General features: G+C 66.9%; 17 protein-coding genes. 8 read left to right on the top strand and 9 right to left on the bottom strand.

All coding sequences use genetic code 11. The annotated features are described in order from the left end of the window. The first annotated feature begins 2 nt into the window (after positions 1–2). Positions 3–1,112 (top strand): class I SAM-dependent methyltransferase, encoded by a 1,110-nt coding sequence (locus AB7F10_RS14020; protein ID WP_428562463.1) that lies wholly within the window; start codon positions 3–5, stop codon positions 1,110–1,112. Between the two features lie 6 nt (positions 1,113–1,118). On the opposite strand, the gene AB7F10_RS14015 is transcribed toward AB7F10_RS14020, so the two are convergent. Continuing rightward, positions 1,119–1,580, bottom strand: a complete 462-nt coding sequence (locus tag AB7F10_RS14015; RefSeq protein WP_428562024.1) for a BA14K family protein — start codon at positions 1,578–1,580, stop codon at positions 1,119–1,121. 135 nt (positions 1,581–1,715) lie between these two features. Between AB7F10_RS14015 and pgeF the strand changes: the two genes are divergently transcribed. The 6 genes from pgeF (at position 1,716) to AB7F10_RS13985 (ending at position 7,090) form a co-directional block, all read left to right on the top strand. Further along, the gene (gene pgeF / locus AB7F10_RS14010; protein ID WP_428562026.1) at positions 1,716–2,498 is read left to right on the top strand and encodes a peptidoglycan editing factor PgeF; all 783 of its coding nucleotides are present in this window, start codon (positions 1,716–1,718) and stop codon (positions 2,496–2,498) included. A 125-nt stretch (positions 2,499–2,623) separates the two neighbouring features. Next, positions 2,624–3,370, top strand: a complete 747-nt coding sequence (locus tag AB7F10_RS14005) for a hypothetical protein (protein ID WP_428562028.1) — start codon at positions 2,624–2,626, stop codon at positions 3,368–3,370. 167 nt (positions 3,371–3,537) lie between these two features. Beyond that, positions 3,538–4,491 carry a ribose-phosphate pyrophosphokinase gene (locus AB7F10_RS14000; protein WP_428562030.1) on the top strand — a complete coding sequence of 318 codons (954 nt, stop codon included), beginning with the start codon at positions 3,538–3,540 and terminating at the stop codon, positions 4,489–4,491. 317 nt (positions 4,492–4,808) lie between these two features. Continuing rightward, the gene (locus AB7F10_RS13995; RefSeq protein WP_428562032.1) at positions 4,809–5,309 is read left to right on the top strand and encodes a YbjN domain-containing protein; all 501 of its coding nucleotides are present in this window, start codon (positions 4,809–4,811) and stop codon (positions 5,307–5,309) included. Positions 5,310–5,323: 14 nt separating this feature from the next. Further along, positions 5,324–6,172, top strand: a complete 849-nt coding sequence (gene proC, locus AB7F10_RS13990; RefSeq protein ID WP_428562034.1) for a pyrroline-5-carboxylate reductase — start codon at positions 5,324–5,326, stop codon at positions 6,170–6,172. Between the two features lie 201 nt (positions 6,173–6,373). Then, on the top strand, positions 6,374–7,090 hold the full coding sequence (locus tag AB7F10_RS13985) for a TetR/AcrR family transcriptional regulator (RefSeq protein WP_428562036.1): 717 nt from the start codon (positions 6,374–6,376) through the stop codon (positions 7,088–7,090). On the opposite strand, the gene AB7F10_RS13980 is transcribed toward AB7F10_RS13985, so the two are convergent. Genes AB7F10_RS13980 through AB7F10_RS13970 form a run of 3 tightly spaced genes read right to left on the bottom strand, consistent with a single transcriptional unit; the run spans position 7,087 to position 9,758 of the window. After that, positions 7,087–8,484 carry an ATP-binding protein gene (locus AB7F10_RS13980; RefSeq protein WP_428562038.1) on the bottom strand — a complete coding sequence of 466 codons (1,398 nt, stop codon included), beginning with the start codon at positions 8,482–8,484 and terminating at the stop codon, positions 7,087–7,089. The two genes, AB7F10_RS13985 and AB7F10_RS13980, sit on opposite strands and share 4 nt — an antisense overlap. Continuing rightward, positions 8,481–9,185, bottom strand: coding sequence for a response regulator (locus AB7F10_RS13975; RefSeq protein WP_428562040.1), 705 nt, complete (start codon positions 9,183–9,185; stop codon positions 8,481–8,483). Before AB7F10_RS13975 ends, AB7F10_RS13980 begins: the two co-directional genes overlap by 4 nt. A gap of 24 nt (positions 9,186–9,209) precedes the next feature. Beyond that, positions 9,210–9,758: a MarR family winged helix-turn-helix transcriptional regulator gene (locus tag AB7F10_RS13970; RefSeq protein ID WP_428562042.1), complete on the bottom strand. Its 549-nt coding sequence runs from the start codon at positions 9,756–9,758 to the stop codon at positions 9,210–9,212. A 217-nt stretch (positions 9,759–9,975) separates the two neighbouring features. On the opposite strand from AB7F10_RS13970, the gene AB7F10_RS13965 reads away from it, so the two are divergent. After that, positions 9,976–10,869, top strand: a complete 894-nt coding sequence (locus AB7F10_RS13965) for a branched-chain amino acid aminotransferase (RefSeq protein ID WP_428562044.1) — start codon at positions 9,976–9,978, stop codon at positions 10,867–10,869. 103 nt (positions 10,870–10,972) lie between these two features. Here the strand turns inward: AB7F10_RS13965 and AB7F10_RS13960 are convergent, their stop codons facing one another. The 5 genes from AB7F10_RS13960 to pgsA all read right to left on the bottom strand — a co-directional run bounded on the left by AB7F10_RS13960 (position 10,973) and on the right by pgsA (position 14,326). After that, the gene (locus AB7F10_RS13960; RefSeq protein WP_428562046.1) at positions 10,973–11,818 is read right to left on the bottom strand and encodes an N-acetylmuramoyl-L-alanine amidase-like domain-containing protein; all 846 of its coding nucleotides are present in this window, start codon (positions 11,816–11,818) and stop codon (positions 10,973–10,975) included. After that, positions 11,815–12,786 carry a virginiamycin B lyase family protein gene (locus AB7F10_RS13955; RefSeq protein WP_428562048.1) on the bottom strand — a complete coding sequence of 324 codons (972 nt, stop codon included), beginning with the start codon at positions 12,784–12,786 and terminating at the stop codon, positions 11,815–11,817. The genes AB7F10_RS13960 and AB7F10_RS13955 overlap by 4 nt, the downstream gene beginning before the upstream one ends. Before the next feature lie 39 nt (positions 12,787–12,825). Further along, complete coding sequence (locus AB7F10_RS13950; RefSeq protein ID WP_428562050.1) at positions 12,826–13,311, bottom strand: molybdenum cofactor biosynthesis protein MoaE; 486 nt, start codon at positions 13,309–13,311, stop codon at positions 12,826–12,828. A 151-nt stretch (positions 13,312–13,462) separates the two neighbouring features. Then, on the bottom strand, positions 13,463–13,714 hold the full coding sequence (moaD, locus tag AB7F10_RS13945; protein WP_428562052.1) for a molybdopterin converting factor subunit 1: 252 nt from the start codon (positions 13,712–13,714) through the stop codon (positions 13,463–13,465). A gap of 3 nt (positions 13,715–13,717) precedes the next feature. Then, positions 13,718–14,326 carry a CDP-diacylglycerol--glycerol-3-phosphate 3-phosphatidyltransferase gene (gene pgsA, locus AB7F10_RS13940; protein WP_428562054.1) on the bottom strand — a complete coding sequence of 203 codons (609 nt, stop codon included), beginning with the start codon at positions 14,324–14,326 and terminating at the stop codon, positions 13,718–13,720. Positions 14,327–14,426 lie beyond the last annotated feature (100 nt).

Raw genomic sequence — 14,426 nt, 5'->3', positions numbered from 1 at the left:
TCATGGACTCCTTCGACGACCTCTCGCCGCTGGAAGTCGACATCCGCCGGCGCATCAAGGCGGCCGGCCCGATGCCGGTTGCCGAATTCATGCAGATCTGCCTGTCCGATCCGCAGCACGGCTATTACGCGACGCGCGATCCGCTCGGCGCGTCCGGCGATTTCACCACCGCGCCGGAGGTGAGCCAGATGTTCGGCGAACTGATCGGGCTCTGGATGGCCGCAGTGTGGAAGCAGATGGGCGCGCCGGAAAACGTCCGCCTGATCGAACTCGGCCCCGGACGCGGCACGCTGATGAAGGACGCGCTGCGCGCCGCGAAGGTGATGCCGGATTTCCTGTCGGCCGCCGTCGTCCATCTGGTCGAGATCAGCGGCCCGCTGCGCGCGCGGCAGGAGGCGACGCTCGCCTCGGTGACGGCGCCGAAATTCTGGCACGCCTCGTTCGACGAAGTGCCCGCCGGCCCCTCGATCGTCATCGCCAACGAGTTTTTCGACGCCCTGCCGATCAATCAGGCGGTGAAGCAGAACGACGGCTGGCATACCCGCGTCGTGCGGCTCGACGAGCACGACCTGCTCGAATTCGGCATCGCGCCCGACCCGATCCCGCAATTCGCACGGCTGCTGCCGCCGCGGGTGCGGGACGCCAAGGAGGGCGAGATTTTCGAGTGGCGGTCCGACCGCGCCGCGCTGGAGCTTGCCCGGCGCATCGTGCGCGACAAGGGTGCGGCCCTGGTGATCGATTACGGCCACGCCGAAAGCGACATCGGCGACACGCTGCAGGCGGTCGGCGGCCATGCCTTCGCCGAGCCGCTGTCGGCGCCCGGCACCGTGGACCTCACCGCCCATGTCGATTTCGAGGCGCTGCTGCGTACCGCCGAAAGCATGGGCGCGGCCGGCTTCGGACCGATCGAGCAGTCGGAGCTGTTGCGCAATCTCGGCATCGAGACGCGCGCGCACACGCTCAAGGCCAATGCGGATCGCATCAAGGCGCGCGAGATCGACAACGCGCTCGCGCGTCTGGTCGGCCGCAGTCAGAAGGGAATGGGATCGCTGTTCAAGGCGGTGGCGGTGGCGCACCGTTCGGTCGGCGTGCCACCCGCCTTTTCCGCCTGAACCCTGTTACGGACAGGAGTGACGATAGCCGTCGTAGCCGAGATAAGTGCCACTGCGCGGATCGTAAGAGCGATAACGGCTCGCGCAGTACCCTACCGCGTTCTGGTTCTGCGCCACGCTGCCGGCAATGATCGCGCCGGCCGCCAGGCCGAGAATGCCGCCGGCGATCGCCGCACCGGCATCGTTGTCACGATGGCGATGACGATAGTGATGTCCGCCGCGGTAACCTCCACGGTAACCGCCGCGATAGCCGCGATAGTTGCCGCGATAGCCGCTGCCCGGCTGGTGATAGTACGGATTGATCTGGTGCTGCACCCGCACCAGCGGCGCGCTGCCGGACTCCGCGGCGTTCGCAAGACCCTGCGCCGAGCGCGGGCCGACGGGGGCAGCCTGCGCCGTCGCGCCAGCGAGCGTCAGAGCCGCAGCAGCGGCAATGACCGCGAACGGTTTTGTCGAAATGCTTCGCATGAACCAACTCCTTCGTGATTTAATGGCTGTATCGCGTTCTCTTTCCGTCTCCCGTAAAGTTAAGGACGAAATGTGGCGGCTTTAGCTCACGTGGACAATCGGTAATCATGGCGATTCACATGGAAAGGCAAAGACATGCCGCAATCGCCAAAACTTGAGTCGCGCAAGCTTGCCGCCATCGATGGCGTTCGCCACGGCTTTTTCACGCGGCAGGGCGGCGTGTCCGACGGCATCTACGCCTCGCTCAATGGCGGTGTCGGCTCCAGCGACGCAGCCGAGAAGGTCGCGGAGAATCGCGCCCGCATGGCGAAGGCGCTCGATGTCGCGCCGGAGCGTTTCCTCACCGCCTACCAGATCCATTCGCCCGACGTCGTCGTGGTCGGCGAGCCGTGGACGCACGAGACGCGGCCGCGCGCCGACGCCATCGTCACCGCGACGCCCGGCATCGCCATCGGCGTTTCGACCGCGGACTGCGGCCCGGTGCTGTTCGCCGACCGCGAAAAGCGCGTGATCGGCGCGGCGCATGCCGGCTGGCGCGGCGCTTTCGCCGGCGTTCTCGAGGCGACCATCGCCGCGATGGAAAAGCTCGGCGCGGCGCGCGAGCGGCTGACCGTCGCGCTCGGCCCGATGATCCGTCAGGCGAGCTACGAGGTCGGGCCGGAATTCGTCACGCGCTTCGTCGCGGCCGAGCCGGAATATACCCGCTTCTTCAAGCATGCCGGCGCGGACGGCCATGCGATGTTCGATCTTGCCGGCTTCATCGCCTGGCGGCTGCAACAGGCCGGCGTCGGCGACATCGACGACCTCGGCCTCGACACCTTCGCCGATCCCGACCGCTTCTACAGCTATCGCCGCACCACCAAGCGCTCGGAGCCGGATTACGGCCGGCACATCAACGCCATCGCGCTCGATCGCTGACGCTGCAACGCGGCAAACGACCGCGCTTTACCTGCCCCGCCCAAGCCGTTACGCATAAAGCGTGGCTCCATAAAACAATCAGGTCCGGATCAATCGGACCACGGAGCAAGGGCGTCGAGGGGTTCATGCGGTGGGGCCGGAGTTGCCGCGCGCACAGCGCGGCCGTCGTGTTTCGTGTGTGCGGCGCGCTCGCGGTCGCCGCATCGCTGTCGGCCTGCAACACCACCGGAAACCAGACCGCTTCGCTTGCCGCCATGCGCGGGCCGAGCGTCGCCTTCGAGTCGATCGACGGCCCGCCGCCCGAGGTGTTTCAAAAGCTCGTGGCGCGGCTCAACGAGGAGGCGCAGATCCGCCGCCTCGCCGTCGTCTCGCGGCAAACCCCGTCGGCCTATCGCATCCGCGGCTATCTCGCGGCCCGCGTCGAGGCAGGACGCACCGCGATCTCGTGGACATGGGATGTCTATGACGGCGAGCAGCGCCGCGCGACCCGCATCACCGGCGCGCAGTCCCGCGCCGGCAAGCACAAGGCGGCCGACGCCTGGACGGTGGCCGACGACGAGATGCTGAAGGCGATCGCGGGCGCGAGCCTCGACCAGCTCGCCGCCTTCCTCGCCGCGAGCGACGCCACCCCGCCCGCCGCGCCCACGGCCACCGGGGCCGCCCTGACCGCCGACGCCTCGTCGCCGGAGGCGGCAGGAATTTTCAGGATATTCCAGGCCAAGGCGGACCCGGTGGATCCCTCCCCCGATGGTCCCGGCGCGGTGGCTCCGGAGCAAACCGGAACGGTCCCGCTGCCGCCGTCGCGGCCGGCGACGGGTCACCAGCGGATCGCCCGGCCGGGCGGCATGGCGTTGTCGGCGCGCAGCCGCTAGCGAAAATTCGTGTGGAACAAGGCCGATATGGACCGCGAGGCCAACTTGCCGCGCCCCGACCGCCTTGTTAAGACGCCCCACCCATAGCGGTTTCAAGCGAAGTGGGGACCGGGTCGCGTTCAGAAAACGCGTCCGGAATTCGAGCGCGCCCACGCGGAGTTTTCGGCATGTCGGTCAAGAACGGAGCCATCAAGCTCGTTGCCGGCAATTCGAATCCGGCGCTCGCCGAGGGCATCGCCAAATACCTGAATATGTCGCTGGCGAAAGCGGTGGTGCGCCGCTTCGCCGACATGGAGGTCTTCGTCGAGATTCAGGAAAACGTCCGCGGCGCCGATTGCTTCGTCGTCCAGTCGACCTCGTTCCCGGCCAACGACCACCTGATGGAACTGCTCATCATCATGGACGCGCTGCGCCGCTCCTCGGCGCGCCGCATCACCGCGGTGATCCCCTATTTCGGCTATGCCCGGCAGGACCGCAAACCCGGTCCGCGCACGCCGATCTCGGCGAAGCTCGTCGCCAACCTGATCACCCGCGCCGGCGCCGACCGCGTGCTGACGCTCGATCTCCATGCCGGGCAGATCCAGGGCTTCTTCGACATTCCGACCGACAACCTCTACGCCTCGCCGGCGATGGTCCGCGACATCCGCGAGCACTTCAAGCTCGACAACATCATGGTGGTGTCGCCCGACGTCGGCGGCGTGGTTCGCGCCCGCGGCCTCGCCAAGCGCATCAATGCGCCGCTCGCCATCATCGACAAGCGGCGCGAGCGCGCCGGCGAGTCGGAAGTGATGAACGTGATCGGCGACGTCTCCGGCTATACCTGCATCCTGGTCGACGACATCGTCGACTCCGGCGGCACGCTGGTGAACGCCGCCGACGCGCTGCTCAAGAACGGCGCCAAGGAAGTCTACGCCTATATCAGCCACGGCGTGTTGTCGGGCGGCGCGGTCGAGCGCGTCGGCAAGTCGCGGCTGAAGGAGCTGGTCATCACCGACACCATCCAGCCGACCAAGGATGTGCAGGCGACCGCGAACATTCGCGTGCTGCCGATCGCCGATCTGATCGGCGAAGCGATCTCGCGCACCGCCAAGGAAGAGTCGGTGTCGAGCCTGTTCGACTGAACCGCTCGCCCGCGTCACTTATCCACCGAAAGAGTCAATACGACCCCGGCTTCGTTGTGGACTGAGTCCGGCACGACGTTGATTCAGTGCGGCAAATCACGGCCTTCTTGACCGCGATGAATGACCTTCTGGCCATTCGGAATCGGGCGGTTATAGTCAAGTAGGCAAGTGATTCGTTCGCGGAAGCGGCGTCCGCGTTTCCCTCGCAAACAGTCAGCCCGGGTCGACCGGGAGCGATACCGTTGCGTCTTGTGCGCGTGCGGCGGCGTGTTCGATTCCAAATGCGGCACCAAGAACGGAACAAGGGCAAAGGCGGCATGTCCCTCACCGAATTTTCCGACGACATCCGGGCGAACCCGCTCGACACGGTCGAGCAGCTTGCATCCGGCAACGACTGGTCGTTCGAGCGCGCGAGCGACAACGAAATCACCATCCTGGTTGCCGGTCGCTGGACCGACTATCAGGTGTCCTACACATGGATGGACGGCCTCGAGGCGCTGCATCTCGCCTGCGCCTTCGATCTGCGCGTGCCGGATCGCCGGCGCGCAGACGTCCAGCAGCTGATCTCGATGATCAACGAGCAGATGTGGATCGGCCACTTCGACCTCTGGACCAAGGAGGGCCTGGTGATGTTCCGCCACGCGCTCGTCCTGTCCGGCGGCGGCGAAGCTTCGAGCGGCCAATGCCAGTCGCTCTTGTCGACCGCGCTCGAAGCCTGCGAGCGCTACTTCACGGCGTTGCAGTTCGTGGTCTGGGCCGGCAAAAGCCCGCGCGAAGCGCTCGACGCCGCGATGTTCGAAACCTCCGGCGAGGCCTGAACGGACGTCGGCTCATGGCCAAGCGGCCCGCGCGTCAACCCAAGCCTGCGAGGATCGGACGGTTCGCCGGCAAGCTGGCGCTGCTCGGCGCCGGCAACATGGGCGGCGCCATGCTGGCCGGCTGGATCGCGCGCGGCCTGTCTCCGAAAAAAATCGTGGTGGTGGAGCCGAACCCGGCGAAATCCGTCAAGGCGCTGACGCGCAAGGGGCTGATCCTCAACCCCACCAAACTGCCGAAGGACATCGCGGCGATCGTCGTCGCCATCAAGCCGCAGGCAGCGCCCGACATCCTGCCGAAGATCGCGCCCGCCGCCGGCAAGGCGATGATCGTCTCGATCATGGCCGGTCGCACCATCGGCTTTCTCGAATCGATGTTTTCGCGCTCCAGCCCGGTGGTGCGCGCGATGCCGAACCTGCCGGCCTCGATCGGCCGCGGCATCACGGTCGCCGCGCCGAACGACAATGTCAGCCGCGCGCAGCGCGCCTTCGCGACCGGCCTGCTCGCCGCCGTCGGCGCGGTCGAATGGGTCGAGGACGAAAAGCTGATGGACGCGGTCACCGCGACCTCCGGTTCCGGCCCGGCCTATGTGTTCCTGCTTGCCGAAACCATGACGAAGGCGGCGGTAGCCGCCGGCCTGTCCGCCGACCTCGCCGCGCGGCTGGTGCGCGAGACCATCGCCGGCTCCGGCGAGTTGTTGCGGGCCTCGCCGCTCGACGCAGCGACGCTGCGCAAGAACGTTACCTCCCCCGGCGGCACCACGGCCGCCGCGCTTGCGGTGCTGATGGGACCCGGCGACCTCGACACGGTGATGGAACGGGCGATTGCCGCCGCCACTCGGCGCTCACGGGAACTGGCGGGCTAAGATTTTTGTCGTCCCCGCGAAGGCGGGGATCCATAACCGCAATCGTTCATGATCGAACGTCTGCTCGGAGGCTATGGGTCCCGGCCCTCGCCTTGGCGCCACTGCGCCCGGCTCGGCCGGAACGACGCACGCGCGCCGCCCTCAAACCGTCGTCTTTGCGGGCCTAAATTAAGGCAGCACCGGATGCCGATGGAGGCCGTCATGGCCCGCAAATCCACGCGAAAAACCGCCCGCAAATCCGCAGCCCGGACGCCCGCGCCGCAGCCGCGCAGCGACAGCATCCGCGACAAGGCGGTAGCCGCCTTCATGGCGCTGCTCGCCGAACGCTCCTTCGAGGAGATCGGCCTTGCCGAAGTGGCCGGCCGCGCCGGCGTGTCGCTGTCGCAGTTGCGCGGCGAGTTCGGTTCGACGCTCGGCATCCTCGCCGCGCAGATGAAGGACATCGACCGCGTCGTGCTCGACGGCAGCAGCGAAGACATGGCGGAGGAAAGTCCGCGCGAGCGTCTGTTCGAAGTGCTGATGCGCCGGATCGACGCGCTCGCGCCTAACAAGGACGCCATCGCCTCGCTCGCCCGTTCGGCGCGGCGCAATCCCGGCCTCGCCTTCGCGCTCAATGGCTTGGCCGTGCGCTCGCAGCGCTGGATGCTGACCGCCGCCGGCATCGGCTCGTCCGGCCCGCGCGGCGCGATGCGCGCGCAGGGTGCAGCGCTGATGTTCGCCCGCGTGGTCGGCGTCTGGCTCGATGACGATGAAGAAGGCCTCGACCGCACCATGGCGGCGCTTGACCGCGGCCTCGCCAGCGCCGAACGCTGGGCCGGTTTCCTCGACGATCTGATGTCGATCCCCGCTTGCGTCGCACGCGGGCCGCGCCGCCGGCGGCGGCGTGACGAGTATGACGAGGAAATCGAAGCGGCTTAAACCGGAATCCGCACCGTCGCACGCAGGCCGCCGAGCGGGCTGTCGCCGAGCGCGATATCGCCGCCATGCGAGCGCGCGATATCGCGGGCAATCGCGAGACCGAGACCGGTGCCGCCTTCGTCCTGGTTGCGCGCGTCGTCGAGCCGCAGGAACGGCTTGAACACTTCCTCGCGCATGTCCGACGGGATGCCCGGCCCGTCGTCGTCGATCGTCACCGTCAGATAGCGATGATCGCGATGCCCGGTGATCGAGATCGCCTTCGCGAAACGCGCGGCGTTGGAGACGAGGTTCGACAGGCAGCGCTTGAAGGCATCGGGGCGCACCGTCACCACCGGCACGCCGTGAAACACCACGCTCGCCTTGTGACCGTGACGCTCGGCGTCGAGCGCGAGCTGATTGAGAAACTCCGCCATGTCGACCGGCGCCGCGCTCTCGCCGGTGTCGCCGCGCGCGAACGAGAGGTAAGCCTCGAGCATGCGGCTCATCTCGTCCACGTCGGTTTTCATCGCCGCGATTTCCGGCCCGTCGCCGATCAGCTCGAGCTCGAGCTTGAAGCGCGTCAGGATGGTGCGCAGGTCGTGGCTGACGCCGGCCAGCATCGCGGTGCGCTGCTCGAGGGTGCGCTCGATGCGCTGCTTCATTTCGAGGAAGGCCTGCGCCGCGCGCCGCACCTCGCGCGCGCCGCGCGGCCGGAAATTCGGCACCTCGCGGCCCTTGCCGAAGCTTTCCGCGGCGTCGGCGAGCCGCAGGATCGGCCGGATCTGGTTGCGCAGGAACAGGATCGCGACGAACAGCAGCACCAGCGAGGTGCCGACCATCCAGAGCATGAAAATCTGCGAATTCGACGCATAGGCGGCGTTGCGCGGCGCGTAGATGCGCATCACCGAATTGTCGAGCCGGACGCGGATTTCGACCAGCGAGGAGCGGCCGACGGTGTCGATCCAGAACGGCCGGCGCACCTGCTTGCGGATCTCGTCGGACAGCGCGCTGTCGAGCAGCGAGAAGAACGGCTTCGGCCCCGGCGGCGGCATGTCGGTGAGCGGCAGGAAGTCGACCACAAGGCCGAGCCGCTCCTGCGCGATGCGCCGAAGCTGCGCGCGGTCGGCGTCCTGCGGATAGCCGCGCTCGATGTCGATCAGCGCCGCGATGTCGGCGACGACGCCCGCCGACAGGCGCTGCGTGACGAGATTCCAGTGCCGCTCCATGAACACGAAGGCGATCACCGATTGCAGGATCACCATCGGCACGATGATGATAAGCAGCGCGCGGGCATAAAGGCCCTTCGGCATCACGCCGGTGAGCCAGTGCGAACTGCGCCGCCAGCCGTCGCGCACCGAGCGCGTCGCGCCGCCGGCGGCGCGCAGCGTGTTGCGGGCGAATTCGATCGCCGTCATGTCGCGGTCACCAGCCGGTAGCCGACGCCGCGCACCGTCTGGATGTAAAGCGGATTGGCCGGATTCTGCTCGATCTTGCGGCGCAGCCGGTTGACCTGCACGTCGACCGCGCGCTCGCTCGAGGCGTCGCCGCCGCCGGCCAGCGCCAGCCGCGGCACCGTTTCGCCAGGCGTCGCGGCAAGGATGCGCAGCATGTCGCGCTCGCGGTCGGTCAGGCGGACCGGCTCCTCGCCGTCGCGCAATTCGCCGCGCGCGATATGGAAGACGAACTTGCCGAACCGCACCGATTCCGGCGCTGGCGCCGCGGCCGGCTGCGCGCGCTTCAGGATGCTGGCGATGCGCAGCGACAGTTCGCGCGGCTCGAACGGCTTGGCGAGATAATCGTCGGCGCCGGCCTGCAATCCCTCGATGCGGCTTTCGGTTTCGTGCCGCGCCGTCAGCATCAGGATGGGCACAGCCGATTTTTCGCGGATCGACTTCGCCAGTTCCATGCCGGTCTCGCCCGGCATCATCACGTCGAGCACCAGCAGGTCGAAATGCAGCCCGTTGAGCTTGGCGCGCGCGTCGGCCGCGGTGTCCGCCGTGGTGACGCGATAGCCTTCCGACATCAAGAAGCGCGACAGGAGATCGCGAATGCGCCGGTCGTCGTCGACCACAAGCAGGTGCGGCGCGTCGTCGGTGATGCGGGCGGGGCTGCTCATCGGCCCGGTCCTTTAGGCCGCGGCCTAGCTGCGCGGCTTGCGCGCGCGGTCGGCGCGCGCGATCAGCCGCAACACGCCGTCGCGGCTGTCGGCTTCGATCATCGAGGCGAGAAACCGCCGCGCCGCCTCGTGCGCGTTCGGCCCGTAGTCGGTCAGCGCGCGTGAGATGCGCTCGGTCTGCAAGCCGGCGAGCTTCAAGGCCAGCGCCTCGCCCTTCGGCGTCAGGAACAGGAGCCGCTGGCGGCGGTCCTCCTCGCCTTCTTTCTGGAACACGTAGCCCTCGTCCACCAGTTGCTTGAGAACGCGACCCAGCGACTGCTTGGTGATGTTCAGGATCTCCAGCAAATCCGCCACTTTCATGCCCGGATGGCGGTAGACGAAATGCAGCACCCGGTGATGGGCGCGGCCGAAGCCGAATTTGGCCAGCACCTCGTCGGCGTCGCCGACAAAGTCGCGATAGGCAAAAAACAGCAGTTCGATCAGGTCCCACAACGGCTCGCCGGCCGCCGAATCCGGCCCCGAGCCGGCCTTGCGGGACCCGCTCGCCAGCGCATCTGCAGTTATGTCAGCCATATTGACATATTCTGGTTTTATTGTTACAAAAACTGCCGACGACGCGAAATGATCGTACCGGGAAACCCGGCCGGACTTAAGTTGCGCCGGTGCCTGCGGCACGCTCTCATAGGACCGTCAAATACATACCGGGTGTCCATTCCCGACGCAAAGTCGGCGGGCGGCCGGACCGAGTGTTAGAGAGATAAGGCCTCAGGGCCAGTTCAAGGAGACCGTCATGGCTGCCCAATCCTACGACCGGATGTCCGGTGTCATCTGGTACGACGGCAAGCTGGTGCCCTGGAACGAGGCCAACGTCCACGTTCTGACCCACGGCCTGCACTATGCCAGCGCCGTGTTCGAAGGCGAGCGGGCCTATGGCGGCGAAATCTTCAAGTGCACCGAGCACTCCGAGCGCCTGAAGCGCTCCGCCAACATCCTCGATTTCGAGATCCCCTATTCGGTCGCCGAGATCGACGCCGCCAAGAAGCTGGTGGTCGAGAAGAACGGCAGGAAGGACGCCTATGTCCGCCCGATCGCCTGGCGCGGCTCGGAGATGATGGGCGTCTCGGCGCAGAGCAACACCATCCACCTCGCCATCGCGAGCTGGGAATGGCCGAGCTATTTCGATCCCGAGCAGCGCCTCAAGGGCATCCGCCTCGATCTCGCCGATTATCGCCGGCCCGATCCGAAGACCGCGCCCTGTCTCGCCAAGGCCGCCGGCCTCTACATGATCTGCACCATCTCCAAGCACGCGGCCGAGCGCAAAGGCTATGCCGACGCCATGATGCTGGACTGGCAGGGCCGCGTCGCCGAATGCACCGGCGCCAACATCTTCTTCATCAAGGACGGCAAGATCCACACGCCGATCGCCGATTGCTTCCTCGCCGGCATCACCCGCGCGACGGCCATCGAGCTTGCGAAGAAGCGCGGCTTCGAGGTGATCGAACGCCGCATCATGCCGGACGAGCTGAACGACTTCTCCGAATGCTTCATCACCGGCTCGGCGGCGGAAGTGACCGCGGTCGCGGAGATCGCGAACTGGAAGTTCACCCCCGGCAAGATCACCAAGCAGTTGATGGACGACTATACCGCGGCGGTGCAGCCCAAGGGCAAGGCCGCGGCGGCGTAAGCCGATACACCCTCCCGTTCGTCCCCGCGAAAGCGGGGACCCAGTGCAAAAGAAAAAGCTGGATTCCCGCTTACGCGGGAATGAGCGGAGATTTGTCGGTTTCTCAAATCTTCGATGTCGCCGTGCTGGCGGCCGGATCGCGCGGCCGCAGCACCGTGACATAGCGCACCCGATTGGCGCGCAGGAAGCGCGCCATCGGTTCGTCGATCACACGGCGGCGGCTTTCGGCGGCGTGGCGCAGCAGCAGTTCGCCCTTCGATTTCCCATTGCGGCCGAACATCACGAAACCGGTGTGGAAATAATCGAGGCTCGCGCGCCGCGTCACGAAGCCGGCGATGTCGCCGTTCTTCAGCATCGCGTGATGATCGAGCACGCTGTTCGCCGGGATCACGCGCATCGTGAAATGCCGCGGCTCGAATTCGCGGTGCCACGTCACCGTTTTCTCGATCGTCACCATGCCGGGCAGTTCGACCTCGCGGCACAGCCCGTTGGCGATGTTGCGCGCGCACCATTCATGGAAATAGTGGTTGCGCGCGTAATAAGTGACGATGCCGTCGTGGTAGCGGATCATCCGCAGCGCCGGCACGAAGTCCTCCGGCCTGGCCGACAGCGCGGCCGCCAGCACCGTCTCGCAGAAGGTCACGCAGTCGAAGGCGTCCTCGCGCGACACAAACTCTTCCGAGGTTTTCGGGCTGCCGATCAGCGTATGGCCGCGATAGCGCGTGCCGAGCAGCCCTTGCGAGATCGCCGCGATCCGCTCGGAAATGTCCGGAAACGCACGGGACGTCTCGATCAGACCCGGCAGCTTCGGCGGCCGCACCGCCGTCGGCCGCGCCCATGCGGGGCCGCTCGCAAGCGCCGCCGCGCCGCCACCCGCGGCGAAAACCGCGCCGTTAAAGAGCAGCCGCAGCACGTCGCGACGATGCGCCATGTCGAAGCGTCCGGTCATTCTTCACGCACGACGACGATCCGGTCGGTGCCGGATTCGGCGCCCCACACTTCGCCCTTGCGGCCAAGCAGTTGGCGCACGTCGGCGCCGCGCCGGTTGCTGCGGAAGGTTTCGAACTTTTCGTCCGCCGGATCGAACCGCACGATCGCATTGGCGGCGAAGTCGGTGAGCCAGACCTTGTCGCGGTCGTCGACATAGACCGCGTAGCAGCCTTCGCCGCTCTTCGGCAGCGCCCAGACCTTCCACGCCTTCGCCGCCGGGTCGTAACGCCCGACCTCGCCGGTGTGCCAGAAGCTCACCCACAGGATGCCCTTCGAGTCCGACCAGATCCGGCGCGGCCCGACATTGTTCTTCGGCGGCGCGATCATCAGCGCATCGCCGCTGACGGTGTCGATCTTCGCGATATGATCGCCGGCGAGCGAGGCGTACCAGACGTCGCCGTTCGGCGTCGTGGTGATGCCGTAGGGACCGGTGCCTTTCGGCGACTTCCACGCATCGACCTTTCCGGTCGCCGGATCGACGCGGCCATAGACGCCGTTCTGCCCGGTGAACCACAGCACACCCTTCCTGTCGAAGGTCGCGGTGTTGAGATTGGCGTTGTCGAAGCCTGCCGGAAGCTTGAAGAGTTTCACCTGCCGGGTCTGCGGATCGAACCGCACGATCGCGTTCTGCCCGCTGTCGGTGATCCAGGCCGCGCGGTCAGGGCCGGCGATCACGCCATGCGGCGCGGAGTCGGGGCCGAGTGCGACCTGTTCGACCTTGCCGCTCTTCGGATCGAGGATGCCGAGCGCGCCCTGGCTCTGCGCGGTGTACCAGACATGACCGTCCGGCGCCGGCGCGACGTCATGCGGATGCGCGCCCTTCGGCACATTGTAATAGGAGACCTGATACGGGGAGGCTTGCGCCGCCGGCGCCGCGCTGGCGCTCAGAGTCAAAGCGGCGATCGCGGCCACCACGATGGAAACCATTCGTCCTGCTCCTTGCGGCCGCGGCGCGAGCAAATCGCGCTACTCGGCGGCCTCATGATTCTTTTTGGATGCGCCCCAGCGCGCGGCGAGATCGTCGTCACTGCGCTTGGCATCGACCCAGTTCGTTGTGCCGCCCTGCTCGACCTGCTTCCAGAACGGCGCGCGGGTCTTCAGGAAATCCATCAGGAATTCCGCAGCGGCGAACGCAGCTTCCCGATGCGACGAGGCCGTGGCCACCAGCACGATATCCTCGCCGGGCTCGATGCGGCCATGACGATGGATCACGGTGACGCCTTTCAGCGGCCAGCGCGCTTGCGCCTCCGCGACGTGGCGTTCGATCTCCTGCTCCGCCATGCCGGGATAATGCTCGAGCGTCAGCGCCGCGATCGGCTGGCCGGCTTCGTCGCCGCGGCAGATGCCGGTGAAGGTGACCACCGCGCCGACGTCGATGCGCCCGCGCGAAAGCTTCGCGCTTTCGGCGGCGGCATCGAACGGCTCGCGCTGGATACGGACGGTGGCGCTCATGGGATCGCAATCTACTCCGGCGCGGCATGCGGCGGGAGAGGGTTTGCGGCGGCAAAACCGGACAATTCGGCGTTATCGCGGGGCATTTGCCGTGGTGTCGCGGGATGTCGGCGATCCGACACGAACCGCCCGTCATTCGTTCGGACCGGCGTTACCCGCCGGTCATGGGCGGAAAGAACGCGATCTCCCGCGCACCGCCGATGGCCGCATCCGGCTTGACGTGGGTCTTGTCGATCGCGGCGCGGACCACCTTGGGGTTCTCGAAGGCGTAGGCGTATTCCTCGCCGCGCCCGGCGAGCCAGCCGGCCAGCTCGCCGACCGTTTTCACCGACGCAGGAATGTCGAGATCCTCTTCGGCCTTGCCGATGCGTTCGCGAACCCAGGCGAAATAACGCAGCTTCACCGCTCAGTCCTCGATCAGATATTTCAGGCCGGCGCGGAAATAATCCCAGCCGGTGTAGAGCGTGACCACCGCAGACAGCCACAGCAGCGTCAGGCCGGTGAGCGTCGTATAGGGAAATATGAGATCGCCCGCCTTGCCGGCCAGCAGGAAGCCGATCGCCAGCAGTTGCGCGAAGGTCTTCCACTTGGCGAGCCGCGTCACCGGCACGCCGACCCGAAGCTCGGCGAGGAATTCGCGCAAGCCCGAGACGAGAATCTCACGGCAGAGAATGATGATCGCCGCCCACAACGACCAGCCGCGAATGGTGCCGTCCGCCGCCAGCATCAGAAGACACGACGCGACCAGAAGCTTGTCGGCGATCGGATCGAGCATGCGGCCGAGCGAGGATTGCTGCTGCCAGGCGCGCGCGAAATAGCCGTCGAGCACATCGGTCACCGCCGCGACGATGAACAGCGCCAGCGCGACCCAGCGCAGCCACAGCCCGCCATGCAACAGGCTCTGCCAGTACAGGCACGCCACCACGGCCGGCACCGCGGCGATCCGGCCATAGGTCAGAAGGTTCGGCAATGACAGCGAGTGCGAGCGTCCGGGCGCGGGACTGACGGCATTCATGGGCGGCAGGGAAACACCTCGCACGATGCGCCGTCAACCGGCCACGCTGCCCGTTTTCGCCGGTATCCCATGCCCGCCTGCGTTTTTGTGAATGGGCGGT

It is taken from the genome of Pseudolabrys sp., assembly GCF_050250095.1.
In the GTDB taxonomy this organism is placed as follows: Bacteria; Pseudomonadota; Alphaproteobacteria; order Rhizobiales; family Xanthobacteraceae; genus Pseudolabrys.
The sequence above is the reverse complement of the archived record's forward strand: the minus strand, read 5'-3'. Positions and strand labels throughout refer to the sequence as shown.

Coding starts and splice junctions, on each gene's coding strand:
- AB7F10_RS14020 (WP_428562463.1), top strand. CDS start 3: ATGGACTCCTTCGACGACCTCTCGCCGCTGGAAGTCGACATCCGCCGG.
- AB7F10_RS14015 (WP_428562024.1), bottom strand. CDS start 1,580: ATGCGAAGCATTTCGACAAAACCGTTCGCGGTCATTGCCGCTGCTGCG.
- pgeF (WP_428562026.1), top strand. CDS start 1,716: ATGCCGCAATCGCCAAAACTTGAGTCGCGCAAGCTTGCCGCCATCGAT.
- AB7F10_RS14005 (WP_428562028.1), top strand. CDS start 2,624: ATGCGGTGGGGCCGGAGTTGCCGCGCGCACAGCGCGGCCGTCGTGTTT.
- AB7F10_RS14000 (WP_428562030.1), top strand. CDS start 3,538: ATGTCGGTCAAGAACGGAGCCATCAAGCTCGTTGCCGGCAATTCGAAT.
- AB7F10_RS13995 (WP_428562032.1), top strand. CDS start 4,809: ATGTCCCTCACCGAATTTTCCGACGACATCCGGGCGAACCCGCTCGAC.
- proC (WP_428562034.1), top strand. CDS start 5,324: ATGGCCAAGCGGCCCGCGCGTCAACCCAAGCCTGCGAGGATCGGACGG.
- AB7F10_RS13985 (WP_428562036.1), top strand. CDS start 6,374: ATGGCCCGCAAATCCACGCGAAAAACCGCCCGCAAATCCGCAGCCCGG.
- AB7F10_RS13980 (WP_428562038.1), bottom strand. CDS start 8,484: ATGACGGCGATCGAATTCGCCCGCAACACGCTGCGCGCCGCCGGCGGC.
- AB7F10_RS13975 (WP_428562040.1), bottom strand. CDS start 9,185: ATGAGCAGCCCCGCCCGCATCACCGACGACGCGCCGCACCTGCTTGTG.
- AB7F10_RS13970 (WP_428562042.1), bottom strand. CDS start 9,758: ATGGCTGACATAACTGCAGATGCGCTGGCGAGCGGGTCCCGCAAGGCC.
- AB7F10_RS13965 (WP_428562044.1), top strand. CDS start 9,976: ATGGCTGCCCAATCCTACGACCGGATGTCCGGTGTCATCTGGTACGAC.
- AB7F10_RS13960 (WP_428562046.1), bottom strand. CDS start 11,818: ATGACCGGACGCTTCGACATGGCGCATCGTCGCGACGTGCTGCGGCTG.
- AB7F10_RS13955 (WP_428562048.1), bottom strand. CDS start 12,786: ATGGTTTCCATCGTGGTGGCCGCGATCGCCGCTTTGACTCTGAGCGCC.
- AB7F10_RS13950 (WP_428562050.1), bottom strand. CDS start 13,311: ATGAGCGCCACCGTCCGTATCCAGCGCGAGCCGTTCGATGCCGCCGCC.
- pgsA (WP_428562054.1), bottom strand. CDS start 14,326: ATGAATGCCGTCAGTCCCGCGCCCGGACGCTCGCACTCGCTGTCATTG.